The sequence below is a fragment of the Niastella sp. OAS944 genome (assembly GCA_024809215.1).
Lineage (GTDB): Bacteria > Bacteroidota > Bacteroidia > Chitinophagales > Chitinophagaceae > Niastella.
This window is the reverse complement of sequence record JANUBW010000001.1, coordinates 2,705,439-2,727,363: the sequence shown is the minus strand read 5'-3', so window position 1 is coordinate 2,727,363 and position 21,925 is coordinate 2,705,439. Positions and strand designations below refer to the sequence as shown.

The 21,925-nt window shown below is 41.6% G+C and carries 16 protein-coding genes; 9 read left to right on the top strand and 7 right to left on the bottom strand.

The features are described from left to right. The first annotated feature begins 173 nt into the window (after window positions 1-173). The 3 genes from GGD38_RS10520 (at window position 174) to GGD38_RS10510 (ending at window position 5,036) form a co-directional block, all read left to right on the top strand. Window positions 174-2,936 (top strand): outer membrane beta-barrel protein, encoded by a 2,763-nt coding sequence (locus tag GGD38_RS10520; RefSeq protein ID WP_375298035.1) that lies wholly within the window; start codon window positions 174-176, stop codon window positions 2,934-2,936. 48 nt (window positions 2,937-2,984) lie between these two features. Then, window positions 2,985-4,394, top strand: a complete 1,410-nt coding sequence (locus tag GGD38_RS10515; RefSeq protein WP_375298036.1) for a hypothetical protein — start codon at window positions 2,985-2,987, stop codon at window positions 4,392-4,394. A gap of 96 nt (window positions 4,395-4,490) precedes the next feature. Then, entirely contained in the window at window positions 4,491-5,036 is a 546-nt protein-coding gene (locus tag GGD38_RS10510; RefSeq protein WP_375298037.1) for a toxin-antitoxin system YwqK family antitoxin, read from the top strand. A 157-nt stretch (window positions 5,037-5,193) separates the two neighbouring features. Here GGD38_RS10510 and GGD38_RS10505 read toward each other — a convergent pair whose 3' ends face one another. The 3 genes from GGD38_RS10505 to GGD38_RS10495 all read right to left on the bottom strand — a co-directional run bounded on the left by GGD38_RS10505 (window position 5,194) and on the right by GGD38_RS10495 (window position 8,975). Then, window positions 5,194-6,393 carry a hypothetical protein gene (locus GGD38_RS10505; RefSeq protein ID WP_375298038.1) on the bottom strand — a complete coding sequence of 400 codons (1,200 nt, stop codon included), beginning with the start codon at window positions 6,391-6,393 and terminating at the stop codon, window positions 5,194-5,196. A gap of 682 nt (window positions 6,394-7,075) precedes the next feature. After that, on the bottom strand, window positions 7,076-8,110 hold the full coding sequence (locus GGD38_RS10500) for a glycosyltransferase family protein (protein WP_375298039.1): 1,035 nt from the start codon (window positions 8,108-8,110) through the stop codon (window positions 7,076-7,078). 34 nt (window positions 8,111-8,144) lie between these two features. Continuing rightward, complete coding sequence (locus tag GGD38_RS10495; RefSeq protein WP_375298040.1) at window positions 8,145-8,975, bottom strand: UDP-2,3-diacylglucosamine diphosphatase; 831 nt, start codon at window positions 8,973-8,975, stop codon at window positions 8,145-8,147. Window positions 8,976-9,339: 364 nt separating this feature from the next. Between GGD38_RS10495 and GGD38_RS10490 the strand changes: the two genes are divergently transcribed. Next, a complete protein-coding gene (locus GGD38_RS10490; protein ID WP_375303802.1) occupies window positions 9,340-10,629 on the top strand; it encodes a DUF5690 family protein in 1,290 nt (429 codons plus the stop codon). A gap of 37 nt (window positions 10,630-10,666) precedes the next feature. Here the strand turns inward: GGD38_RS10490 and GGD38_RS10485 are convergent, their stop codons facing one another. From GGD38_RS10485 to GGD38_RS10475, 3 genes are all read right to left on the bottom strand, one after another. Next, the gene (locus GGD38_RS10485) at window positions 10,667-11,827 is read right to left on the bottom strand and encodes a choice-of-anchor E domain-containing protein (RefSeq protein WP_375298042.1); all 1,161 of its coding nucleotides are present in this window, start codon (window positions 11,825-11,827) and stop codon (window positions 10,667-10,669) included. A gap of 176 nt (window positions 11,828-12,003) precedes the next feature. Beyond that, the gene (locus GGD38_RS10480; protein ID WP_375298043.1) at window positions 12,004-13,050 is read right to left on the bottom strand and encodes a sensor histidine kinase; all 1,047 of its coding nucleotides are present in this window, start codon (window positions 13,048-13,050) and stop codon (window positions 12,004-12,006) included. A gap of 100 nt (window positions 13,051-13,150) precedes the next feature. Further along, on the bottom strand, window positions 13,151-13,828 hold the full coding sequence (locus GGD38_RS10475; RefSeq protein ID WP_132556552.1) for a response regulator transcription factor: 678 nt from the start codon (window positions 13,826-13,828) through the stop codon (window positions 13,151-13,153). Window positions 13,829-14,339: 511 nt separating this feature from the next. On the opposite strand from GGD38_RS10475, the gene GGD38_RS10470 reads away from it, so the two are divergent. Beyond that, a complete protein-coding gene (locus GGD38_RS10470; protein ID WP_375298044.1) occupies window positions 14,340-16,550 on the top strand; it encodes a hypothetical protein in 2,211 nt (736 codons plus the stop codon). Between the two features lie 49 nt (window positions 16,551-16,599). Here GGD38_RS10470 and GGD38_RS10465 read toward each other — a convergent pair whose 3' ends face one another. Continuing rightward, window positions 16,600-17,250: a hypothetical protein gene (locus GGD38_RS10465; RefSeq protein ID WP_375298045.1), complete on the bottom strand. Its 651-nt coding sequence runs from the start codon at window positions 17,248-17,250 to the stop codon at window positions 16,600-16,602. A 124-nt stretch (window positions 17,251-17,374) separates the two neighbouring features. On the opposite strand from GGD38_RS10465, the gene GGD38_RS10460 reads away from it, so the two are divergent. From GGD38_RS10460 to atpF, 4 genes are all read left to right on the top strand, one after another. Continuing rightward, window positions 17,375-19,198 carry an ABC transporter ATP-binding protein gene (locus GGD38_RS10460; protein WP_375298046.1) on the top strand — a complete coding sequence of 608 codons (1,824 nt, stop codon included), beginning with the start codon at window positions 17,375-17,377 and terminating at the stop codon, window positions 19,196-19,198. Window positions 19,199-19,702: 504 nt separating this feature from the next. Further along, on the top strand, window positions 19,703-20,914 hold the full coding sequence (gene atpB / locus GGD38_RS10455; RefSeq protein WP_375298047.1) for a F0F1 ATP synthase subunit A: 1,212 nt from the start codon (window positions 19,703-19,705) through the stop codon (window positions 20,912-20,914). 42 nt (window positions 20,915-20,956) lie between these two features. Then, on the top strand, window positions 20,957-21,196 hold the full coding sequence (gene atpE / locus GGD38_RS10450; RefSeq protein WP_014223036.1) for an ATP synthase F0 subunit C: 240 nt from the start codon (window positions 20,957-20,959) through the stop codon (window positions 21,194-21,196). 103 nt (window positions 21,197-21,299) lie between these two features. Next, window positions 21,300-21,794, top strand: coding sequence for a F0F1 ATP synthase subunit B (atpF, locus tag GGD38_RS10445; RefSeq protein WP_375298048.1), 495 nt, complete (start codon window positions 21,300-21,302; stop codon window positions 21,792-21,794). The last annotated feature ends 131 nt before the right edge of the window (window positions 21,795-21,925 follow it).

The window sequence follows — 21,925 nt, the reverse complement described above, 5'->3', positions numbered from 1 at the left end:
ACTTTAAGCAACTTAACAATTACGTAATGTTGGTGTAACACTCACGTAACATTCCCGTAACATTGGACCCTTTAGATAAGGCTTGACCCCGGTCAGTTAATAATTCCTTAACATTCTGGTAATATAGCAGTAACGCCACGCAGATACTTTTGCCGCAAATAAAAAGACAATTTGTGAGCAAAATCTATGTTCTTATAATTGCTTGTTTACTCACTGCTTTTGGTGTTAAGGCACAATCTGGAAAAGTTACCGGAAAAGTACTTAATGAAAAGAATGAACCACTGGCAGGTGTAACTGTAAAGGTTGATGGCAGCCAGGGCGGTACTTCTACAAACGTTGAAGGCCGTTTCACCTTAACAGTATCTTCAGGCAAAAAATACACAATAACGTTTTCTGCTGTTGGTTATGCAGCTAAAACAATTGATGAGGTTGAAGTAGCTGCCGGTAAGTTAACCGAGCTTGACATTACATTAGCAACTTCTAAAAAAGATTTGGGCACTGTAACTGTTACAGCCAGTCGCTCAAATGCCCGCAAAGAATCAACCGTTTCTTTAATACAGTTCCAAAAAAATACGAATACGGTAGCAGCTGTGGTTTCTGCTGAAGCTATTCGCCGCTCGCCCGATAAGAATACCGGTGAAGTGTTGAAACGTGTACCTGGTACCAGTGTGCAGGAAGGTAAATACCTGGTGGTTCGTGGTTTGAGCGATCGTTACAACCAGGCTATGCTGAATGGTATATTATTAAGCAGCACTGAGCCTGACCGTAAAACTTTCTCTTTCGATATCTTCCCTTCTACTGTTATTGATAATATTATTATTAATAAAGCATTCGTTCCTGAATACCCTGGCGAGTGGGCTGGTGGTCTGGTACAGGTTAATACCAAAGAAATTCCTGCACAAAATTTCTTTAACATACAGGTAGGTACCGGTTTCAATACAAACGTAATTGGTAACGACTTTTATAAATATAAAGGCAGCAACCTCGACTGGTTAGGTTTTGATAACAAAACCCGCGCGTTACCTGATGGATTACCTACCAAGTCAAAATTCGCTAATTTATCAGACCAGGATAAGAGCCAACTGGCTGCACACTTTCCAAACAACTGGGCTGTTAATACAACAGGCTTTCAGCCAAACGCTTCTTTGCAGGCGAGTGGTGGTCTTACCGGAAACATCTTTGGTAAAAAAGCAGGTGCAACCCTGGCTGTAACCTATAACAGAACTTTAAAGCGCAATAAGTTTGATAACGCGTTTTTTAGTATAAATGGCGATCAGGCAACTCCTGACTTTTTATACCACACCGAAAGATATTCTGAAGAGGTATTGTTAGGCGCTATGGCCAACTTCTCTATATATCTTAATAACAATCATAAAATAAGCGTTAAGAACTTATTTAACGTAAACTCAAATAACTATACTTCAATTCGTTCAGGTTATGAGTATTTAACAGTGAACGACAGTATTAAGGCAAAAGAGCTGGCCATGCGTACTGCTATTTTTTACAATACGCAGATCCTTGGTGAGCATAATATGCCTGGTTTAGGACTTAAGTTCAACTGGTTTGGCAGCTTTAATATCCTTGACCAGTATGTACCTGCACAACGCCGTTCAGAGTACCTGATGAATGATGCTACCGGTTTATATGAAGCAAGAATTTCTACCGGTCAGTCACAAAAAGCCGGAAGTATATTCTATGGCAACCTGTCTGACTATATATATACTGCAGGTGGCGATCTTACTAAAACCTTTGAACTGTTTGGCAATAAACAAACGGTAAAAGGCGGTTACTTCTTCCAGGTAAAAGATCGTTTATATGATTCGCGTCCATTCTTTGTAAAGTTGTACGATAACAGCCTGAAAACTTTACCTGAAGAGCAATTGTTTGCTGCAGAGAACTTTACTTCAGGAAAGCTGGCACTTGATGAGTTTGCTGGTAATCAATACCGTTACCTGGCCAACAGCATCCTGAATGCTGGCTATATTCAGTTCGATAATTCCTTTACAAAAGACCTGCGGGTAGTTTGGGGTGTTCGTGTTGAGAACTTCGACCAGCTGGTTGGTAGTGTTAAACAAAGTGATAGTCGCCATATTCATACTGAGGTAAGGGATTTCCTGCCTGCATTGAACATCACTTATAAATTAACTCCCACAACCAATATCAGGTTGTCAGGTTCGCAAACGGTTATCCGTCCTGAGTTCCGTGAACTGTCGAACTTTGCATTCTACGACTTTGAATTGGGTGCAACCGTACTTGGTTCAGCAACTTTGAAAAGAACAAAAGTTTCGAATGCCGACCTGCGTTATGAAATATATCCCAGAGCTGGTGAATTGTTTACTTTAGGTGTATTCTATAAATATTTTGACAGTCCAATTGAGTTAGCCTTCAACCAGAGTGGTGCTGGTTCAAGTAACACGTTCAACTATCAGAATGCAAATAATGCAAAAGGTTACGGTGTAGAATTTGAAATGCGCAAAAAACTTGATTTTGTTGAAGCATTGAAGAATCTCACATTGACAACTAACCTGTCTTACATCCATAACCGGGTTGAATTTGGCAATAAGTCACTCGACAGGCCAATGCAGGGACAAAGCCCTTATATCATCAACGCAGGTTTGCAATATGATGTGGAGAAACTGGGTTTAACTTCTACCTTATTGTATAACCAAATTGGTCGTCGTATTGCTTACGTAGGTAACGAGCAGGTTCCCGCTATATGGGAAGCGCCCCGTCCGTTGCTCGACTTTCAGATCGGTAAAAAGATCATTAAAGAAAAAGGTGAGCTGAAGTTGAATGTAAGCGATATTCTGAACCAAAAAGCAAGATTCTATCATGATCTTAACGATGATGGTAAATACACCAAATCAAAAGATGCGTTGGCTGTTCAAAGAATTTACGGAACTACATTCAGCCTGACTTTTGGATATAATTTCTAAACAAAACGTATAAATACAATACAAACTAACTATCAATTATTCTTAAATATGAAAAAGTCAATTTCATTGATCCTTGGGGGGCTTCTGCTGTTTGGATTCGGATGCAGAAAGATTGAAGTAGATGGCGATGGCACCGGTAACGGTGGCGGTACTTCAGAAGGTACGATACTGTCTGGAAAAATTTCATCAGACAGAACCCTGAAAGCATCAAATACCTACACTTTACGTGGTTTGGTTTACGTAACAGATGGCGCTACCCTTACAATTGAGCCGGGTACTAAAATTGTGGGTGAAAAAACAAGCCGGGGTGCATTGATCGTTACCCGCGGTTGTAAAATCATAGCTAATGGAACTGCTGATAAACCAATTCTTTTTACTTCAGACCAGGCAAACCCTCAACGTGGCGACTGGGCTGGTATAGTGCTGATGGGCCGTGCAAGAACAAACGCAAGTTATAATGGCACCTATGGCTTAGGTGAAGCTGAAGGTGGTATCAACGATGGTAGCGGTAATGGTTTGTTTGGTGGAACTGATGATGCCGACAACAGCGGTTCATTAAAATATGTTCGTATTGAATATGGTGGTTATGCCTTCCTGCCTGATAAAGAGTTAAACGGTCTTGGTTTATATGCACTGGGAACCGGTACTACTATTGATTATGTACAGGTATCTTATGCCAACGATGACTCTTTCGAGTGCTTTGGTGGTACTGTTAATCTTACACACCTTATTTCTTACAAAGGTCTCGATGATGATTTGGATACTGACAACGGTTATAGCGGTAAAGTACAGTTTGTAATTGTACAACGCGACAGCAGTGTTGCCGACGTTTCAGGTTCAAATGGTTGGGAAAGCGATAATGACGTAAACGGTAGCGCTGTTTCTATGCCTTCTCCTTTAACCAAACCTTTACCGCAAACAAGTGCTGTCTATAGCAACGTAACACTTATAGGACCCCGTGCTACATCTGCATATGTAGGTAACTCATTGTTTAAAAACGCTGCACAAATTCGTCGTAACTCAGCTATTTCAATCTTCAACTCAGTTATCATGGGCTGGCCTACGGGTTTATTGCTCGATGCTCAAACCGGCCGCGCAGTTGATGCTAATATTACTACTGACAACAGTCTGCAAATTCAGTATGTAACAATTGCAGGTTGTAATACTCCATTAAAGTATACCCTTGCTAACCCTGCTACCGGTTGGACTCAGGCCAACATGGACACCTGGTTTAGAACTACTTCACCAGGCAACTCTATCTTGGACTTAACTACTGATGTGAAACTTACCGATCCATTCAACCATACCGGTAGTCCTGATTATACTCCACAAGCAGGTTCTCCGCTGTTAGGTTCAGCTGACTTTAATAACTCTAAACTTGCTGGCTTTACACAGGTTACTTACCGCGGTGCTGTAGGAACTGGCGATACCTGGTGGAAAGGTTGGACCAAATTCTAAGAATTGACTTTATACTAATATCAATACTTTATAAAAAGCATCTGCCAACTGGCGGGTGCTTTTTATTTTAACTAATTTGCGCTCACAATTATAAATATGCATAAGGTGAAGTTCAACAATAAGAAACTGTTACTGATCATTGGTATGGTTATTACCGGTTTGTTCGCTTGCAATAGTGAAAGGAAGCGCTCGGCTATAGAAGTATATTGGGCTCCGGAAAAAGAATGGCTCGACTCTTTGCATAAAGCAAGTGATACTACTTTTGGAAAACGATATGGTGGCGTTGACTTTTACAAAACTGAGTTTAATGTTAATAAGAAAATGGGTACGCTTACCCAAATCATGCTTGACAGCAACGACCATATAACACAGATCGTTGTGGCGAAGGACAATAAGCGCATCTTTTTCAAAGAATACTACAGCAACGGTCAAATGAAAAGTAAACTTTCCTTAGATAGCACCGGGCAGTTTGATGGGCCTGCAAAGTATTATTATGAAGATGGACGGATACAAAAAGAAGGAAACTTTAAGAATGGTTTCTATAGCGGCAGCTGGAACAATTATGATAAAGAAGGATATATTACAAGTGTTGAAAAATACGGCGAAAGTGGAGAATTGCTTACAACCGAAAAGGTAAAATAAGTGACCTGGTAATTCATAGTTCCTTAATCTTGTTGTAAAAGTGTCATTATATTGACAAGCTATCTTGCACCATTCCGTCCGTCACTAGAATTGATCGTCCATACCCTTTAATCAAAAATGTCCTTGATATGAGGCCGTTCCGCCCGGAACGGCTTTTTTAATTCTTCTGAGGAGTATATACATAAGCAACCTCGTAAGGTGCTTTTTTTAACTCAGGCAGTAACTGCCCTACCAGCAGGTCTTGTTTTTGGGGAGTAGGCTCACAAACGGAATATTTGTTTCCATTATAAATAATGGGTTTACCAACAGGCTTGTCAAACTGTACGGCTATAGTTACATGCTTAGGATAGGTTAATACGATCATTGGCAGGTTATAGATCTCTTTTACCAGGCAATAGAACAAAGCCACACGGTCCTCACAATCGCTTTGATCGTACAATAGGGTTTGTTCGGGCGACAGGCGTTTTTCGCCGCCAAATGCTTTATTGTCGGGTTCAAATAAGAATGCATACCGTGTAAACCGCATCAGGTAATCTACGCCATTCTTTACACTCATATGTTTTATGCTCTTCTTCAGCAAGGGGATCAGCGAAGAATATGTTTCGCGGCTAAGCGGAATATTGAGGTATAATGCGTAATCAACTACCGGGTAATTGGTAAAAAGCGATTGTATTTGTTTGTTCAGTTTTACTTTATAATGAAACTCATTGTCGTTATAAGTGAAGCGCAGCTCTTTTTCTTTGTAATCGGCCGACTTAAAATCGGGCAGGTGAGTGATCTTATAAGTGAAGCTGTTTTGAGCTTCGGGAACGGGCAGGTCGATCATGGAAAAGCGGTTCTTTAAAAAATCAATGTGATTACCATAATCGTGATAATTCAAACACACATATTGTCTGCCATTATAATTGCGGTAGGGAATGTTATAGGTATTTTCTTCACAGTAAATGTAAAAAAGGATATAATCACCTGATACGGCCAGGCGGGCATCGTATCCCAGCCGGCAAAGGAAGTACCATTTGTAAAGCGTATACCGGTGGTAATCATTGTCCTTTGGGCTTATCTGCTGTGCCGCTTTTCTAATAAGTTGGTAAAACAGCCAGTCGTCTGGTTTGAATTTAGCTTTATAAGCTTTCAGGGCATCTATTATTGGATCATAGTCCTTTCTGTTAAGGCTTTGGTAGAAGGCGGTTATAGAGGCCTCAGTGCTCAGGACCGGCGTGTTAGGCGCCAGGGTCTTATCGAAATCAAAGGTGATCTGTTCGCCGCAAAATTCAAATTGAATGGTATTACCCGATGATGTAATTGGGTGCAGGGCAATAGTTGCGAAAAGCACTAATATGGGCAAAGGCAATCTCACGGGAAAAATTCTCACTATTAATATACAAAAATTAACAATTAGGTAATATTAAGTTTTGAGAGTATTACTGAATTACCCCTTGTGTTAACCTGGGAGAAATTACTAACAGTTGCTTAAAGCTGTAGTAACCATTACATAAACTAACCTAGTTAGCTTGCTTACGGGTATTGTGCCTTTAACCAAATTATTCCGACGGGTACAGTACCTCCTATACGCCCTACTTGTTTACAGGCGATCCGGATATCTCACTGCATTGCCAGCACTGCACAATTTTTATAACCGACCAGCCTTGTTAACCGGGGAAAAGACCTATTATTAAAATATTAAATAAATGATTATAAAAGAATAGGTCGAATTAATGGAAAAAATTAAATGTAACTGTGTATATTTTTGAAAATTGTAAGAAGAAAGTAAAATTCTATAAAAAATAATGAAATTTTACGTTTGCGGGAGTATCTTTAAGCATCTTATCCTCGCTGAATGTGAATTTTGAATATCCTGCTCAGAATTTATAATCAATATATACTACTAAGATTCTCTATAAAGTGAGAGTTTTATTTCTCTCATGTGACTGACGCCGTTCGATTTCTATCGTGACGGCTCTTTTTTTAACAGTAACCCCAAATAAAAAGGTGCCACTACTAATTAAAGAGGTGGCACCCGGAAAAACGGAAGAACGCGCTTAATTGAAAATAAGGTCTGGATAAGGAATGTCTAATGGAGACTTCAGATCAGTGCAGCGATATATCAGGATGTTAATAATGGCCTCAGTTGAGTAGCGGTATTGAACGCTGGGTGTATTAGGATCGTTCACCCAGTTATTGAAGGTGTCGGTAAAATCATCATCAAGTTTATCGAGCGTTATAACACCCAGCTTCTTAAGCGCTGCGGCATTACATTGTTGCTCGTATTGCCCCTGAATAGGAATGGCTATCATCTTTTTCTTCAGGTATAGGGCTTCTGCCGGAGTTTCAAAACCAGCGCCGCATACAATACCATGACAGCTGATAAGGCTGCGGTTGAAATCCTTTGCATCTACCGGGCGAAAGTTCATATGATCGATGGTATACGGTTGTGCAGCCTGGCGTGAGAACACCTCAAAGCGATGGTCTTTAAAAGGTTGCAATAATTGTATCAGCTCCTTATCGCAATAAGATGGCAGATAAACAGTGATGTGACCTTTATTGGTAGCTTCTGCCTGTAATATTTCTTCTTTAATTACGGGCGAAAAAATAAAATCATCATAGCTCTCAAAGTGCAGTCCAATATAATTAGTTGCCTTGGCATAGTTCTGCAGTATCCATTCACCTGCTTTGCTTGGCTTTGCAGGCCGGGGCGTTTTATCGCTTACAAAGCTGGCCTGGTGGCCAAAGTTTACTGAAGGTACTTTTTTACGGGCACAGGCAAGTGAAGTAATGCACTCAAAATCATTGATCACCAGGTCGTAATTTTCAACTGGCAGGTCGCGCACCTCTTTCATGACCCTGAAGGGAGAAATGCGGCTAATGATCTTACGGTAATCGAGCTTACCATCGCAGGTATAAAAGAGGCTTAAGCCCTTGCTGCGATATTTAATGGGCGCATTTAACGGCAGGGTGCTGTTGGCGCCACTTAAAAAGATATCAACCGTCCCATACTTCTGTAAATAGGGGAGCAGCTCCATGGCGCGACTAATATGTCCATTGCCGGTAGCCTGTATTGCATAAAATATCTTCATATACTTATTGTGGATCTACTTTTGCCCGGGGCGTTTATATTGCTAATGAATTGATGTAAAAACTGATCTCGTCTGTAAGCACATTTACTTTGGCTGGTATATCAATGGCCGTTTGCGGAAAGTCTTTTTCGTTGTATTCGAAAATGTTCCATTCGTTGTTCCGGTATTCGAGTGCGGTCAAATGTTCAACCCAATCGCCTGAGTTAAGATAGGTGACCCTCCCTTTTTCGTTTTCTATTACTCTTTTCTGAGGCTGGTGAATATGACCGCAAATCACATAGTCATACTGTTTTTCAATGGCCAGTTCGGCTGCTATTTGTTCAAAGGCATCTATCCTGGCCATTTTATTAACGCCGGCCATTACATTTTTTGAAATGGAAAGCTTTTCGCGGCCAAACGCCTTCAATACAAAATTCACAAACCTGTTAAACAGTATCAGTGCGCCATAACCGTTACTTCCCAGCTTGGCCAGCACTTTGGCGCCGCCTTTGGTCGTATTGTCAAATACATCGCCATGGAAGATCCAGGTCATTTTATTATCAATCTCAAGCACCAGTTTATCGGTAAGGGTAAAATGGCTTAACTGAAAATCGCTATAACGGCGCAGCAGCTCATCATGATTGCCTGTAATATAAAAAACACGGGTACCCTTCATAATAAGGTTCAGTACCTCTTTTATTACAGCCATATGCGATGAAGGGAAGTAGCGCTTTGAGAACTGCCAGCCATCAATTATGTCGCCATTGAGGATAAGAATATTAGGCAGGATGCTTTTTAGATAGGCAACCAGTTCTTTTGCACGACATCCGTATGTACCTAAGTGTACATCAGATATTACAACCACATCTACTGCGCGTTTTTCCATTGAGTTTGGGTTTATCAAAATTCACATATTAGTATGACCCCAGTGTTACACGATCATTAAGCCCCCGTTAGCGTTATGTGAAGGAATTGTTACCAACTGGTGTTTGGGAATCAATATTAGGATGAGCATAGACGTAATCATTTGTTCACACTGGATTAAGGGATCGTTAATATGAAGCTTGTATCTTAGTGTCCGTTTTATTGCTGTGTGTTATACATAAATAACAATCGTAGCAGTTTCTTAATGTTGACCGGCGGAGCTTTTTTAAGTTTCGCCCTTTTTATTTTACAATATACATTGCCTGCAATTCCTTATTTTACAAATAGAAACGTATTTACACAGCAACCTTTAAAACTGCATTCGTTTGTCAACAAAAACTCCTGCTGCACCTGCCTTTTCAACAAAGCAGATAATGGTTGCTTTATATACTGCCGCCATAGCTTTTTTAACCTACGCATGCATATTTGCCTATCGCAAAGCCTTTACGGTGGCCACTTTCGAAGGACAGTCCTTCTGGGGAATAAAATACCAAACCTTACTTATCATTAGCCAGGGCCTGGGCTATATGGCCAGTAAATTTTATGGCATTCGGTTTATTTCTGAATTAAAAAGACTTGGCCGCTGGAAGACCAGCGCCGTACTTATTGGCCTTGCCTGGTTGTGTTTGCTGCTTTTTGCATGGGTGCCGGCGCCCTGGGGTATGTTATGTTTATTTGGTAATGGGTTTATGCTTGGGTTTATGTGGGGTATTATTTTCAGTTATGCCGAAGGGCGGCGGGCAACCGATTTTATTGGGGCTGCCATGGCCGTGAGTTTTGTATTTGCCGGCGGCTTTAGCCGTTCGGTGGCAGTATGGCTGCGCGATAGCTGGCACGTAGGGGAGCAGTGGCTTGGTTTTGCTACCGGTTTGGTATTTGCTCTGCCATTGGTCGTTTTTATGTTGCTGTTAGAACGGGTGCCCCAGCCCGATGATGATGATATAAAGGAGAGAAGTATGCGGTTACCCATGACCCGCGAAGACCGGCGAAATTTCTTACGGTTATTTGGCGGTGGCATAGTTGCCGTTGTTATTACCTACCTGTTCCTAACCATTATGCGCGATGTACGTGATAATTTTATGGCCAATATGTGGAATGAATTGGGTTATGGTCAAAAGCCCGCCATCTTTACCAAAACCGAAACCATTACCTCGGTGATTGTACTGGTGGTTATGAGCCTGCTGGTGATTGTAAGAAAGAATATAAAGGCCCTGCGTTTAATTCATTGGGTTATTGTGGCCGGGTTTTTAATTGCGGGCATTTCATCAGCCTTGTTCCTGACCGGCGCTATACCCGGCGTGTTATGGATGCAGCTGGCGGGCCTGGGTTTGTATATGGGTTACATTCCTTTTAACTGTATTTACTTTGAACGGTTGATAGCGGCATTTAAAATTACGGGTAATGTGGGCTTCCTGATCTATATAGCCGATGCGTGGGGGTATTTGGGTAGCATGTCGGTAATGCTTACAAAAGAGCTGGCGGGTTTGCAATTGACCTGGATACAGTTTTACCCCACCAGTGTGGTTATATTTTCAGTGGTAGGGGTATTGGCAACCCTGTTCTCCCTTATTTATTTTAATGGCAGGTATAAACGAATGAAGGTAGAAGTGGAATAAAAAACGCCCCGGTACAACCAGGGCGTATTATAAAGTTCTACTGAATTAGAAGTTGTTGAACAAAATGCTCTTGTGTGGTCTTGTTTAGCGATTGCACCATGTAAACACCTTTTTCTATCTCCTGGGTGGTATTTATTTTTCCGGTGAGCGCATTGTTGAAATTATAACGCTTCAGTAATTGACCGCTTACAGTGTATATGCTTACTTCCCAATTGCTTCGCTTTGTATTGCTGAATAAAAGGTTGGCAGCGCCTTTGGCGGGGTTCGGATAAATGACAGGTTGCGGACCTGTTTTATTACTGAGCTTTATTGCATTCACTGCCGAATACCTTGCAGTGCCTGACCCATCGACCTGTTTAACTCTAAAAATTATCGTCTTGCTGTCGGTTGGTTGAACCGCGTACGAATAACTATAGGAGCCGGTTTGGGCTGCGGTTGCAGCAAACTGAGCAACGCCTCTAAAAGTTTTCCCGTCAGTACTTTTCTGTAATTCATAGTTGCGATTGTTTTTTTCGTTTTGAGTGATCCACTTAATGTCAATAACTGCGTCATTAACCTTACTGGCTTTGAATGAAGTTATATCGGCCGCGAGAATAATTTGCGGACAATAAGTATATGTTATGTTAAATTTTACCGCATCCTGCGCCGAGCCGTCAAAACTGTTATTTATACTACCCTGCGCGGCCGAATAGGTTGAGGTGATATAATCGAACGTAACTGCACCAGAACCAAAGAAATCGGCGGTATTGGACAGCGTATAATTGATATCTTTCTGATTCAAAACGTACAATGGCCCTTGTTGCGTATAATCCGGGCCAGAATTAGGGATACCATCAGTACCCGCCAGGCTATAAAACCCATATTGCTTTTGGTACGAATTAACCAGGGGGGCTTCCAACGCACTGCTGCTAATTTCATCATCTCGAAATACCTTAACCCGATAATTGGTAACCGGGTTAATTTCCCCGTTCTCCAGCCTGAAATTATAAACAAGCGTCACCTTGGTATTGATCTTTACATCGATCAGGGTGCCCAGGGTAGGATTAAATTGCGGAAATGTGAAACTATATAGTGAATTGCCCAATGCGTTTACAATAGTGTCATAGGATAGTGTACTTGTATGGGCGGCATCGCATTGTGCCTGGCTTTTAAATGCCAGAAATAGGATCACGGGTATAAGGGCCGTTCGTCTTAGCATTTTCACAGATTTGGATATGCAAAGAAACGGAGGTTGGTGGTCTTGGAAGGTAGTGCCAGAACGGTATTCGGGATGTTTAAATAGTTCTATTTAGAAGGCGAAGGGAGAGCTGTTTAGTAGGGAGGTAAACTGGTTCTGGAAGCACATTAGCATATTAGCCAATTAGCCCATTATTCTTAATCGCGTTTGGCCTCTACGGTAAAGCCAATGGTGGTACCCACATCGGGGGTGCTGCGTACGTGAATACTTTGGCCATGTGCTTCAATAATATGTTTGCAAATAGCAAGGCCTAAACCAGAACCACCTTTATCGCGACTGCGGGCTGTATCGGTACGATAGAAGCGCTCAAAAATACGGGGCAGGTGTTCTTCCTCAATACCAATACCATCATCGCTGATCTCAACCAGCACATGCTGATCATCGGTATCGTAAATACTAGCTATAATACTCCCATTCTGTTTGCCATATTTGGTGGCATTTTCAACCAGGTTAATAAGTACTTGTTTAATTTTTTCCTTATCGGCAAAGCCGGTGATGGGTGCCTCGCAACCTTTTTTCAGAATGGTGCGAATGTTTTTTGCCTGCGTTTTTATTGATAATGAATCGTATACCTCGCGTATAAGGTCCTGAATAATGAAGTTTTGTTTGGCCAGTAACTGTTCGCCATGTTCCAGCTTGGAGATCTCATCGAGATCGTTCATGAGGTTCACCAGCCGGTCAACGTTTTTGGCTGTATTCTCAAGAAATCTTTTTCTTATGGCTTCTTCACCTACGCCATCGAGCAGGGTATCAACATATCCCTGAATGGCAAATATGGGTGTTTTAAACTCGTGGGCCAGGTTTTGTAAGAATTCTTTGCGGTAAGCTTCGTTCTGCTGCAGAATTTCAATTTCATGGATCCGGCGTTCGCCCCATTCCTCTACATCGGCGCGCACCTCATCAATGCTTTTTTGGGGAAGAATGTATTTAAAATACATTTCCTCTTTTTTGGTAGCCTTGGTTTGGTATATGAGCTTATAAATGAGTTTTATTTTACGGTAAATAAACCGCTCCATGGTAACCAGAATTAACCAATAGCCACCGGCAAATACCACTACCAGCGAGCCAAGGCCTACTTGCCAGTTTAGGGTAAGTAAAAATATACCAATAGCTACAGGAACAGCTATGATGCCGGCTGTGAAAGCTGCTAATTGTCGTGGTGAAAGGTTTTTGGCTGAAGGCATAGAAGAATAATGTGATAATTGGCTAATGTGCTAATTTGCTAATATATGGTTGAAGCCAATCGTTACTGGCAAATTAGCTAATTATCGCATTACCTTATTACTACATGGTGAATTTGTACCCAACTCCTTTTACAGTAGTGATACAATCGATACCGAGCTTTTGACGAATTTTTCGAATATGTACATCGATGGTACGGTCGCCTACAATTACGTCGTTACCCCAAATTTGGTTTAAGATCTCGTTACGCAGAAAAACACGGCCTGGTTTAGATGCCAGCAGGTATAGTAATTCAAATTCTTTTTTAGCTAATACCACCCCTTTGCTATCAACTTTGGCCTCAAACTTAACCGGGTCAATTTCGAGGTTATCGATCTTGATCACTTTCTCTTCAGGCTCTTTGTTAATGCGGCGAAACATTGCGTGAATACGGCTTACAAGGATCTTTGGACTAACCGGTTTGCTGATGTAATCATCGGCGCCGGTTTCCAAACCTTTTACATGTGAGCTTTCGTCGCTAAGGGCAGTTAAAAAAACAATTACGGTATCTTTAAATGCCGGTTGGCCACGGAGTATTTCGCAAACTTCAACCCCATTTTTGCGGGGCATCATTATATCCAGAATGATGAGGTCGGGCTGACTTAATTTAGCTTTTTGAATGGCATCGTCCCCATTAGTAGCTGTTACTATCTCGTAACCCTCTTTCGTGAGATTATACCTGATAATTTCAACTATATCCGGTTCATCATCTGCAATCAGGATCTTGCCTTTAGCATTCATTAAAATAAAAATTTTGGCAAACCTACCATAAATGAGGCTTTCCTGTAAATGATAATATTGAGTTCACAATTTGTTAATATGATCCAGGTGCTTTTCAGTAATTTAAGAAAATGATAAAACTGGGGTAATATGGCCACATGGCATTGTACGGCATTGAATGTCAGGGTAAATCCTATGCTTTATTTGTAAGTTACGATTTCTGTTGCTGTAAACCAGCACAAGGCCTCAAGGTTCAAGCCAAAAGAATGGCTAACCCATTCCCCATATTTCCATTTTCCCCCTTTTTCCCTACCTTACGCCTGAAATCACTGTTTTACTAATATGGCAGAATGTTGACGAGGTGGGCATTGAGTGAAAAACAAATAGTTAAACGGCTGGTATTTCATATAACCCCTCGAACCACAGTCAAAATGGCGTATATGGGTCCCGGCTGTATACTGGTTGAAAATCAAACTCGCCTATACAACCCTTTGGTCATATTTTTGCTCTACCCCTTACAGAAGTGCAGCATATGAGGATACATATACCATTTATTGTCATTTGTTTACTTGTTGGTCAAACCCTTCTTGCGCAAACGGCCGTTTCGTTTAAAGTTGCCATGGAGCGTGAAATATGGCACAACAATATTGATAAACAGCAAAAAAAGGTTAATCAGCTAAATAACCAGGGAAAAATTGCTACCGACACTACCGTTGGCCTGCAAATAATGGATGCCCTTACACGTGGTGTAGATGAACTGCAAATGCAGATAGAAATGGATTCTACGCTTAAAAGCATGGAAAAGATCAAATACCTGCGTAGCGTTGATCTGCTTTTGCAAGGCTACATAACTTACCTTAACCGCCGCGATTTTTCCGCCTCAGCAGCGCCTGCCCTTATAAAAGCGTTTGCCCAGTGTATTGAGCTCGACAAATACCAAAAAAGTTTTGCTCCTGTTATTGAAAGTAATGAATATGGCATAGCCAAAGTATTGGTCGATTGCCTTAAAGAATATATGTACACTAATGCGGGCATGGCTACATCACGTACCATATTGATGCGTAAGTACATCACCCTGCATCCCGAGCAAATTATGGCCGAACTGGCTAAAAATCCCGGCGCCTATAACAATGCCGATAGCCTCATAAAAGTGGCATTGAACTATGATATTCGCAAGGTGTATGATTATGCCCAGGCCAGGAATGCACTGAGCGACCGGATTCGCAATCACCCCGATTCGGCCGTGCAGCTGGTTGCCCGTATTGCTGCCAGTAAAAGCGGACAATTATATTTCCCCTTCCTCGATAACCTCATGCGCGGTAAAATTACCCTTGGGGCAATCGACAGCGTTAAAGACAATGAACTGAGTTATTTCCGCCTGCTGGTAAGAACCAGGATAGAATATGTTGAACGGTCATTACCGCCTTACAACGATCCGGCCAATCAAATGCAAACCCTTACCGAAATGATGCGGCGCAAGGCACGGGAGTATTTTATTCGTGAGATCAATGCGCTGCATGGCGTACCCAACCCTGCCGTTCGTTTTCGCCGGCTCGATGGGTTAAGCGCGCAGGAATTGTACTACCTGGCTGTGTTGGGTGAAGATGAAATTTACACCTCAAGTTACGTATCGGGGGTATACCCACGCATCTGGCAACGAATGGCCAACCCCCGTGCCGATAGTTTAATAATGAGCGTGCATGGCGATTACTTTAGAAAGTTCATTAAAATGGCTGCCGGTTATAATACCCTGAACGACTTTTTGGGCAGAATGGATAAGAAGAACCAGGAAACTATAATGAAAGCCTTTGTGATTGGGTTAGAAAAACCGCGTAAGGTCAATGATCTCGAAGATGCGGTAGACGTAGCCGATTCATACAGCAGCATTATGGATAAGAATAAAGAACTGGCTGCTTTTATTGTTAACGAGGTAAATGTGAGCTACACCAAAAACGTACAGGATAATAATAAAAGAGGTACCGTTATTTACAACCTGCTGCGCATTTTATTTGAATCGGCCGACACAACAAAGAAAGTTAACCTAAGCGAGTTGCTGGGTATTCCTTCAATATATGGCAAAGAGTATAAAAGCTTAACGGATGATAGTGGTCGCGTTATTCAGCAGGTATTCTTTTATGGCGATGAAGACAAAGATGGTCAAAACTCATATGTAAGTTTCATGGCCAACTTCCGTAGCAAACCAGGATGGAGGATTGATGAAAGAAAATCTGAATGGACAACCATCATGTCTACAAAAGGCAAACCCGTTTGGATATTCGCCAACAAACCATTGTACGGTGAAGATGACCCCGATGATAAAGCGCAGAACCACCTTATTCAATATATGCAGGAAAGCGGTTTAACGCCTACCATAGTTATACATCGCGGCCATAGTTATCACCTTGCAACTACCTTGCATAAACTGCCCGAAAGCGCCCGTATTGTTGTACTGGGTTCATGTGGTGGGTATAATAATTTGAATGATGTGTTAACGGCTTGTCCCGATGCGCATATCATATCTTCAAAACAGGTAGGTACCATGAGCGTTAATGATCCTATCATTGGTTCGCTTAACGACAAGCTGCTGGCTGGTAAGGATATTGACTGGATAAGTACCTGGCGTGAGCTGAGTAAGAAATTCGCTACCGGCGCCGCCAAAGAAAAGTTCGACGATTATATTCCACCATACAAAAACCTTGGCGCTATTTTCATTAAAGCGTATCGCAAATCAATGGGTGAGTAATAGAGCACAAATTTTATAGTTAAAAGCCCCTGTCAGGGGCTTTTATCATTTAATAGTTTTCAATTCTCCAGTCAAAGTCAAGTTTATCAAGATCTGCATCAGGATAATTGAACCTGCTTATGAGTTCGGTTAAAGGAATATCGCGTTTTTGCGGATCTATCAGCAACCATAACACCTCGTCAATTTCTTCGATATTTGATTCTATGGTTTGTCTTAATTTACCCTGAAGATAAAAGCTATAATATAATCCTACCGAGTATCCCTCCATCATACCGCTCGGCGGGTATGTAAAACGATAAACATCGCTTCTATACTCTAACAGGCTACTGAACAACCAGGTAATATGGATCTCGTTTTTAAACCCTTCAATGGTGCGTTCCTTTATTTCACCTATTGCACTGGTTGCCATTTTGACTACCTCTTTATTGGTTGCATATGGCCTGTCGTTTAAAAACTCGCCCAACGTGAAGTACTCAAGATCCGTTAGCTCAGCTATATAATCTTTACGGCTCATGATATCGTCAGTACCCACCGAAAGGTAGTTTGCCGATGACGGAACAGCATTTTTTGTTGAAATGTTAAAAACTTCGAACAAAATATTCAATTGCTGCAGCCGTATTTTCGATGGCTCGTCTTCTGTATGCACTTGCCACAAATAAGCATAATTAAGATATTTATGCAGCAGGTCTTTTGCAGTCATTGGTAAGGTTTTAATGAATGATTACAATTTAAAATTTTAACGGTTTGAAATATAGGTATTCCTTTCCTTTTATCAAATAGGTAACAGATCGCTAACAAACTATGCCTATCTTTGCAAACTCGATATGGCAGGAAATAGCAAGGGGAAAACGATATTTGATTTTAGCTTACTGAAGCGGGTATTTCAGTATGCAAAGCCCTATAAAACGAAATTCATTCTTTCGGTTGTAATGGCCATTCTGCTGGCCGTTGTTTCGCCCATACGCCCCTGGCTTATTCAGGTTACCATAAATGAACATGTGCAGCATGGCGCATCCCTTACCGAAATGGCCAAAAAGGTAAGCGTTGAAAGAACCATCATCCTCATCACGCTCATTCAAATTGGTTTACTGTTGCTCGAAACGGCCTTTCGCTTTTACTTCTCATATTTAACCGCCTGGCTGGGACAAACCGTAGTGAAAGACCTGCGGGTGAATGTTTACCGGAAAATACTTGGGCTAAATCTGTCGCAGTTCGATACCACACCTATTGGTACTTTAACTACCCGCACCATCAACGATATTGAAGCCATCAACGACATTTTTTCCGATGGGCTTATACCTATCATTGCCGACCTGTTATCGATCATCGCCGTGCTCATCTTTATGTTTTGGGTCGACTGGCGGTTGACGCTTATTAGCCTGGCCTCGTTCCCCATTTTGCTGGTAGCAACTTATTTGTTTAAAGAAAGCGTAAACAAATCGTTTATCAGAGTGCGTAATGCTGTGGCCAACCTCAATGCATTTGTACAGGAGCATATAACCGGTATGGCCATTGTGCAGGCATTTGCTGCTGAAGATAAAGAGTTTAAAAAGTTCAGATCAATTAATAAAGAACATCGCAACGCAAACATCAATGCCATTTTCGCATACTCGGTTTTTTTTCCTGTTGTGGAAATTGTGCTGGCGGTAGGCACCGGTTTAATGGTTTGGTGGGCGGCAACGCATGCGTTGGATATATATAAAGACGACCCCGAAGCAGGCAGGTTACTGATAGGTAAAATGTTCTCTTTTTTCCTTTGCCTCAACTTATTGTTCCGCCCGTTGCGGGTTATTGCCGATAAGTTCAATGTGCTGCAAATGGGTATGGTGGCCAGTGAACGCGTGTTCAAGGTGCTGGATAATGAAGATGTAATAAAGACCGAAGGCACATTTGCCCCCAACTCTGTAAAAGGTAAGATCAGCTTTGAAAATGTATCGTTCGCCTATGTAGACGACCGGTATGTGCTAAAGAATATCTCTTTTGAAGTAAAACCCGGCGATACCGTTGCTATTGTAGGCCATACCGGAAGTGGTAAAACCTCCATTATAAGTTTACTTAACCGCTTGTACCATATACAACATGGGGCTATAAAGATCGATGATGTAAAGGTGGAAGATTACCAATTGGAAGCCCTGCGTAAACAAATAGGCACGGTGTTGCAGGATGTGTTCCTGTTTTCGGGTTCAGTGCTTGATAATATTACCCTGCGCAACCCGGCCATTTCGCGGGAACAGGTAATAGCAGCCGCCAAAATGATTGATATGCATGATTTTATAATGCAGCTGCCCGGCGGTTATGATTATAATGTAATGGAACGGGGCGGCAGCCTTTCGCTGGGCCAACGTCAATTACTGTCGTTCATAAGAGCTTTATTATATAATCCTTCCATCTTAATACTCGACGAAGCCACATCTTCAGTAGACACTGAAAGTGAACTACTTATACAAAAAGCCATCGATAAGCTCATCGCCGGCCGAACCTCCATTGTAATTGCCCACCGCCTGAGCACCATTCGCAAGGCCAGTAAAATTATAGTGCTCGACAAAGGCGAAATAAAAGAATTGGGTACTCACGAAGAACTCATTGCCCACCAGGGCTTTTATTTCAAACTTCATCAAATGCAGTTTGAGAAACATATTCCAGCCTAGTAGCAGGTATTAAAAATTTCAAGTAATAGTTTAGTATCATTCCTTCGCCCATACATGTTAATTTATTTAATGTGATTGTTGTCAGATGGGAGATCTTGGGGTCTGCTTCGGGTTTTATGCGTGTCTTATTGCAGTTAAGCACAGACCAAATACACATCAAACCCAGACCAAACGCAGACCAAACCCAGGCAAAATTTGTGTTTACTGTGTGTTTTGTATGCATTAAATATATGAATGACAAATGCCTGACCGCATTAAATCCCGGATTTGATACGAATCTGACTCTAATAAGTTATTTAAAAATACTGCGGAGTAGCCTCTATTTTGGGGTGAATTAGATAGTTTTATATGTATGTGTGAAATTATAATATGAAGTTCTGGCCTGCCTGGGTCAAAATCGGTCGAAACTCCCTACAGTACTGGATGACTGTGGAATAAATACTTTGATTATTGGTGTGTTTTTGACTTTCCGCTGCTTATCTTTGCGCAAAATTTAAAACAGGTATGCTGGTCAGAAGCGTCAAATCCTTATTGGTAGCGGTTTTCAGCCTGAGTTTATTGGTTTCTCCACTTTTACTGTCTGCACAGCCGGAAGGTGATAAACCTGGTGAAGGAGTTCATCAGGCAGAAGCACATGGAGCAAAAGAGGAGAAGAAATTGGATCCTGCCAAAACGATCATTGAACACGTTTCTGATGGTCACGAATTCCATTTTGCAGAAATAAACGGACATGGCATTTCTATTCCATTGCCGATAATTTTATACTCTCCTGAAAAAGGGTTTACCTCTTTCATGTCTTCAGAATTTCACCATGGTGCCGAAGCGCATGAAGGCTATGTGTGGGTTACCGATCATTGGAGAGAGCATAATAAAGAACTGGGTGAATTGAAAGGTGCAGATGGTAAATATGTTTACGCAAACGAAAAGATTTATGCTTTAGGTGCCGATGGTAAACCCGATGTAAATGCCAAAGTGTACGACTTCTCCATAACACGCAATGCCGCACAGGTTATATTATCAGTTATTCTGTTGATATTGATCATGACGAACATTGCCAGGAAGTATAAAAAGGGATATGGCCACACCAGTGCGCCTAAAGGTTTTCAAAATGCGGTTGAGCCTGTTATCACTTTTGTAAGAGACGATGTGGCCAAAGCTAACCTGGGTCATAGCTACGAAAAGTATATGCCTTTGTTGCTCACCATCTTCTTCTTTATCCTTATCAATAACCTTATTGGCCTGGTACCAGGTTCTGCTAACGTAACCGGTAATATTGCCTTTACTGCCATACTGGGTATCATAGCTTTTATTGTTATCCTGTTCAGCAGTAACAAGCATTTCTGGGGACACATTTTTAACCCGCCTGTACCCCTGGGCGTAAAACCAATTTTGATCCCAGTGGAGATCATGGGTATTTTCACCAAGCCTTTCGCATTGATCATTCGTCTTTTTGCCAATATGATCTCAGGTCACGTTATCATTTTGGCTTTCATATGTTTGATATTCATTTTTGGCGCCATGAACACTGTGCTGGCTTATGGAACTTCACCGTTCTTTATTGCCATGGCCGTATTCATTTACGTAATTGAGATCCTGGTGGCATTTCTGCAGGCTTACATTTTCTGTAACCTTACAGCGGTGTTTATTGGCCAGGCGTTTGAAGGTGGTCACGATCATGATGATGTACCAGGACACGGAGATCCGGTAGTAGTATAAGTTTAGAATTAGCTCTTTTTTAATTATAAATACACACGTATCATGAATTTGATGACTATTCTGTTGGAAGTTCAGCCTGGTTATGGTGCAATTGGCGCTAGCCTTGCAGCGATTGGTGCCGGTATCGGTATCGGTCAAATTGGTAAAGGCGCTGTTGAATCAATTGCCCGTCAACCAGAAGCTACTAACGACATTCGTGCTACCATGATCCTGGCTGCGGCCCTCGTAGAAGGTGTTGCCCTTCTGGCTGCGGTTGCTGGTCTGCTGGCTGTATTCCGCTAGTAGATGGTTCGCACGTAAAAACAGTACTGCATTCAATGCAAAGGGCGGCGAATGCAGTATTTTTCTCTTGAAAAGCATACAATACCATAAATATTAATTTACAATGGAATTACTTACCCCCGGATTAGGCTTGTTAGTGTGGAACTTAATCGCATTTTTGATCCTTTTGATCATTCTGGGAAAATTCGCCTGGAAGCCTATTTTGAAGTCACTGAAAGAGCGTGAAACCGGTATTGCCGATTCACTGGCTACTGCTGAAAGGGTAAAAGCTGAAATGGCTCAACTGAAAAGTGAGAACGAAGCCCTGCTTGCCAAAGCCCGTGAAGAAAGAGCGCAATTGCTGAAAGAGGCACGTGATACCAAAGACAAGATCATTGCCGAAGCAAAAGAGCAGGCTAAAGTAGAAGCCAACAAGATCATTACCGATGCCAACGCTGCTATTCAGCAACAGAAAATGGCTGCTCTCACTGATGTAAAAAATCAGGTTGGTGCACTGGTTATTGAAGTAGCTGAAAAAGTATTACGTCGTGAGTTAACTGATAAATCTCAACAGGAGAAATATATCAAAACTCTGGCTGAAGAAGTAAAGCTTAATTAGATAATGTGATAATTCGATAATGTGATAATGAATACAAATTTCATTCACGCGTTATCAGTTACACAGGAATTTATATAAAAAGTTTTAAAATTAGCGAAGTGTGCTAATTGTTAGAGGTCTCGGAAATAGAG

Excerpts from the sequence above, each read along its gene's own strand:
- GGD38_RS10515 (WP_375298036.1), top strand. The coding sequence starts at position 2,985 with ATGAAAAAGTCAATTTCATTGATCCTTGGGGGGCTTCTGCTGTTTGGA.
- GGD38_RS10510 (WP_375298037.1), top strand. The coding sequence starts at position 4,491 with ATGCATAAGGTGAAGTTCAACAATAAGAAACTGTTACTGATCATTGGT.
- GGD38_RS10500 (WP_375298039.1), bottom strand. The coding sequence starts at position 8,110 with ATGAAGATATTTTATGCAATACAGGCTACCGGCAATGGACATATTAGT.
- GGD38_RS10495 (WP_375298040.1), bottom strand. The coding sequence starts at position 8,975 with ATGGAAAAACGCGCAGTAGATGTGGTTGTAATATCTGATGTACACTTA.
- GGD38_RS10485 (WP_375298042.1), bottom strand. The coding sequence starts at position 11,827 with ATGCTAAGACGAACGGCCCTTATACCCGTGATCCTATTTCTGGCATTT.
- GGD38_RS10480 (WP_375298043.1), bottom strand. The coding sequence starts at position 13,050 with ATGCCTTCAGCCAAAAACCTTTCACCACGACAATTAGCAGCTTTCACA.
- GGD38_RS10475 (WP_132556552.1), bottom strand. The coding sequence starts at position 13,828 with ATGAATGCTAAAGGCAAGATCCTGATTGCAGATGATGAACCGGATATA.
- GGD38_RS10470 (WP_375298044.1), top strand. The coding sequence starts at position 14,340 with ATGAGGATACATATACCATTTATTGTCATTTGTTTACTTGTTGGTCAA.
- GGD38_RS10465 (WP_375298045.1), bottom strand. The coding sequence starts at position 17,250 with ATGACTGCAAAAGACCTGCTGCATAAATATCTTAATTATGCTTATTTG.
- GGD38_RS10460 (WP_375298046.1), top strand. The coding sequence starts at position 17,375 with ATGGCAGGAAATAGCAAGGGGAAAACGATATTTGATTTTAGCTTACTG.
- atpB (WP_375298047.1), top strand. The coding sequence starts at position 19,703 with ATGCTGGTCAGAAGCGTCAAATCCTTATTGGTAGCGGTTTTCAGCCTG.
- atpE (WP_014223036.1), top strand. The coding sequence starts at position 20,957 with ATGAATTTGATGACTATTCTGTTGGAAGTTCAGCCTGGTTATGGTGCA.
- atpF (WP_375298048.1), top strand. The coding sequence starts at position 21,300 with ATGGAATTACTTACCCCCGGATTAGGCTTGTTAGTGTGGAACTTAATC.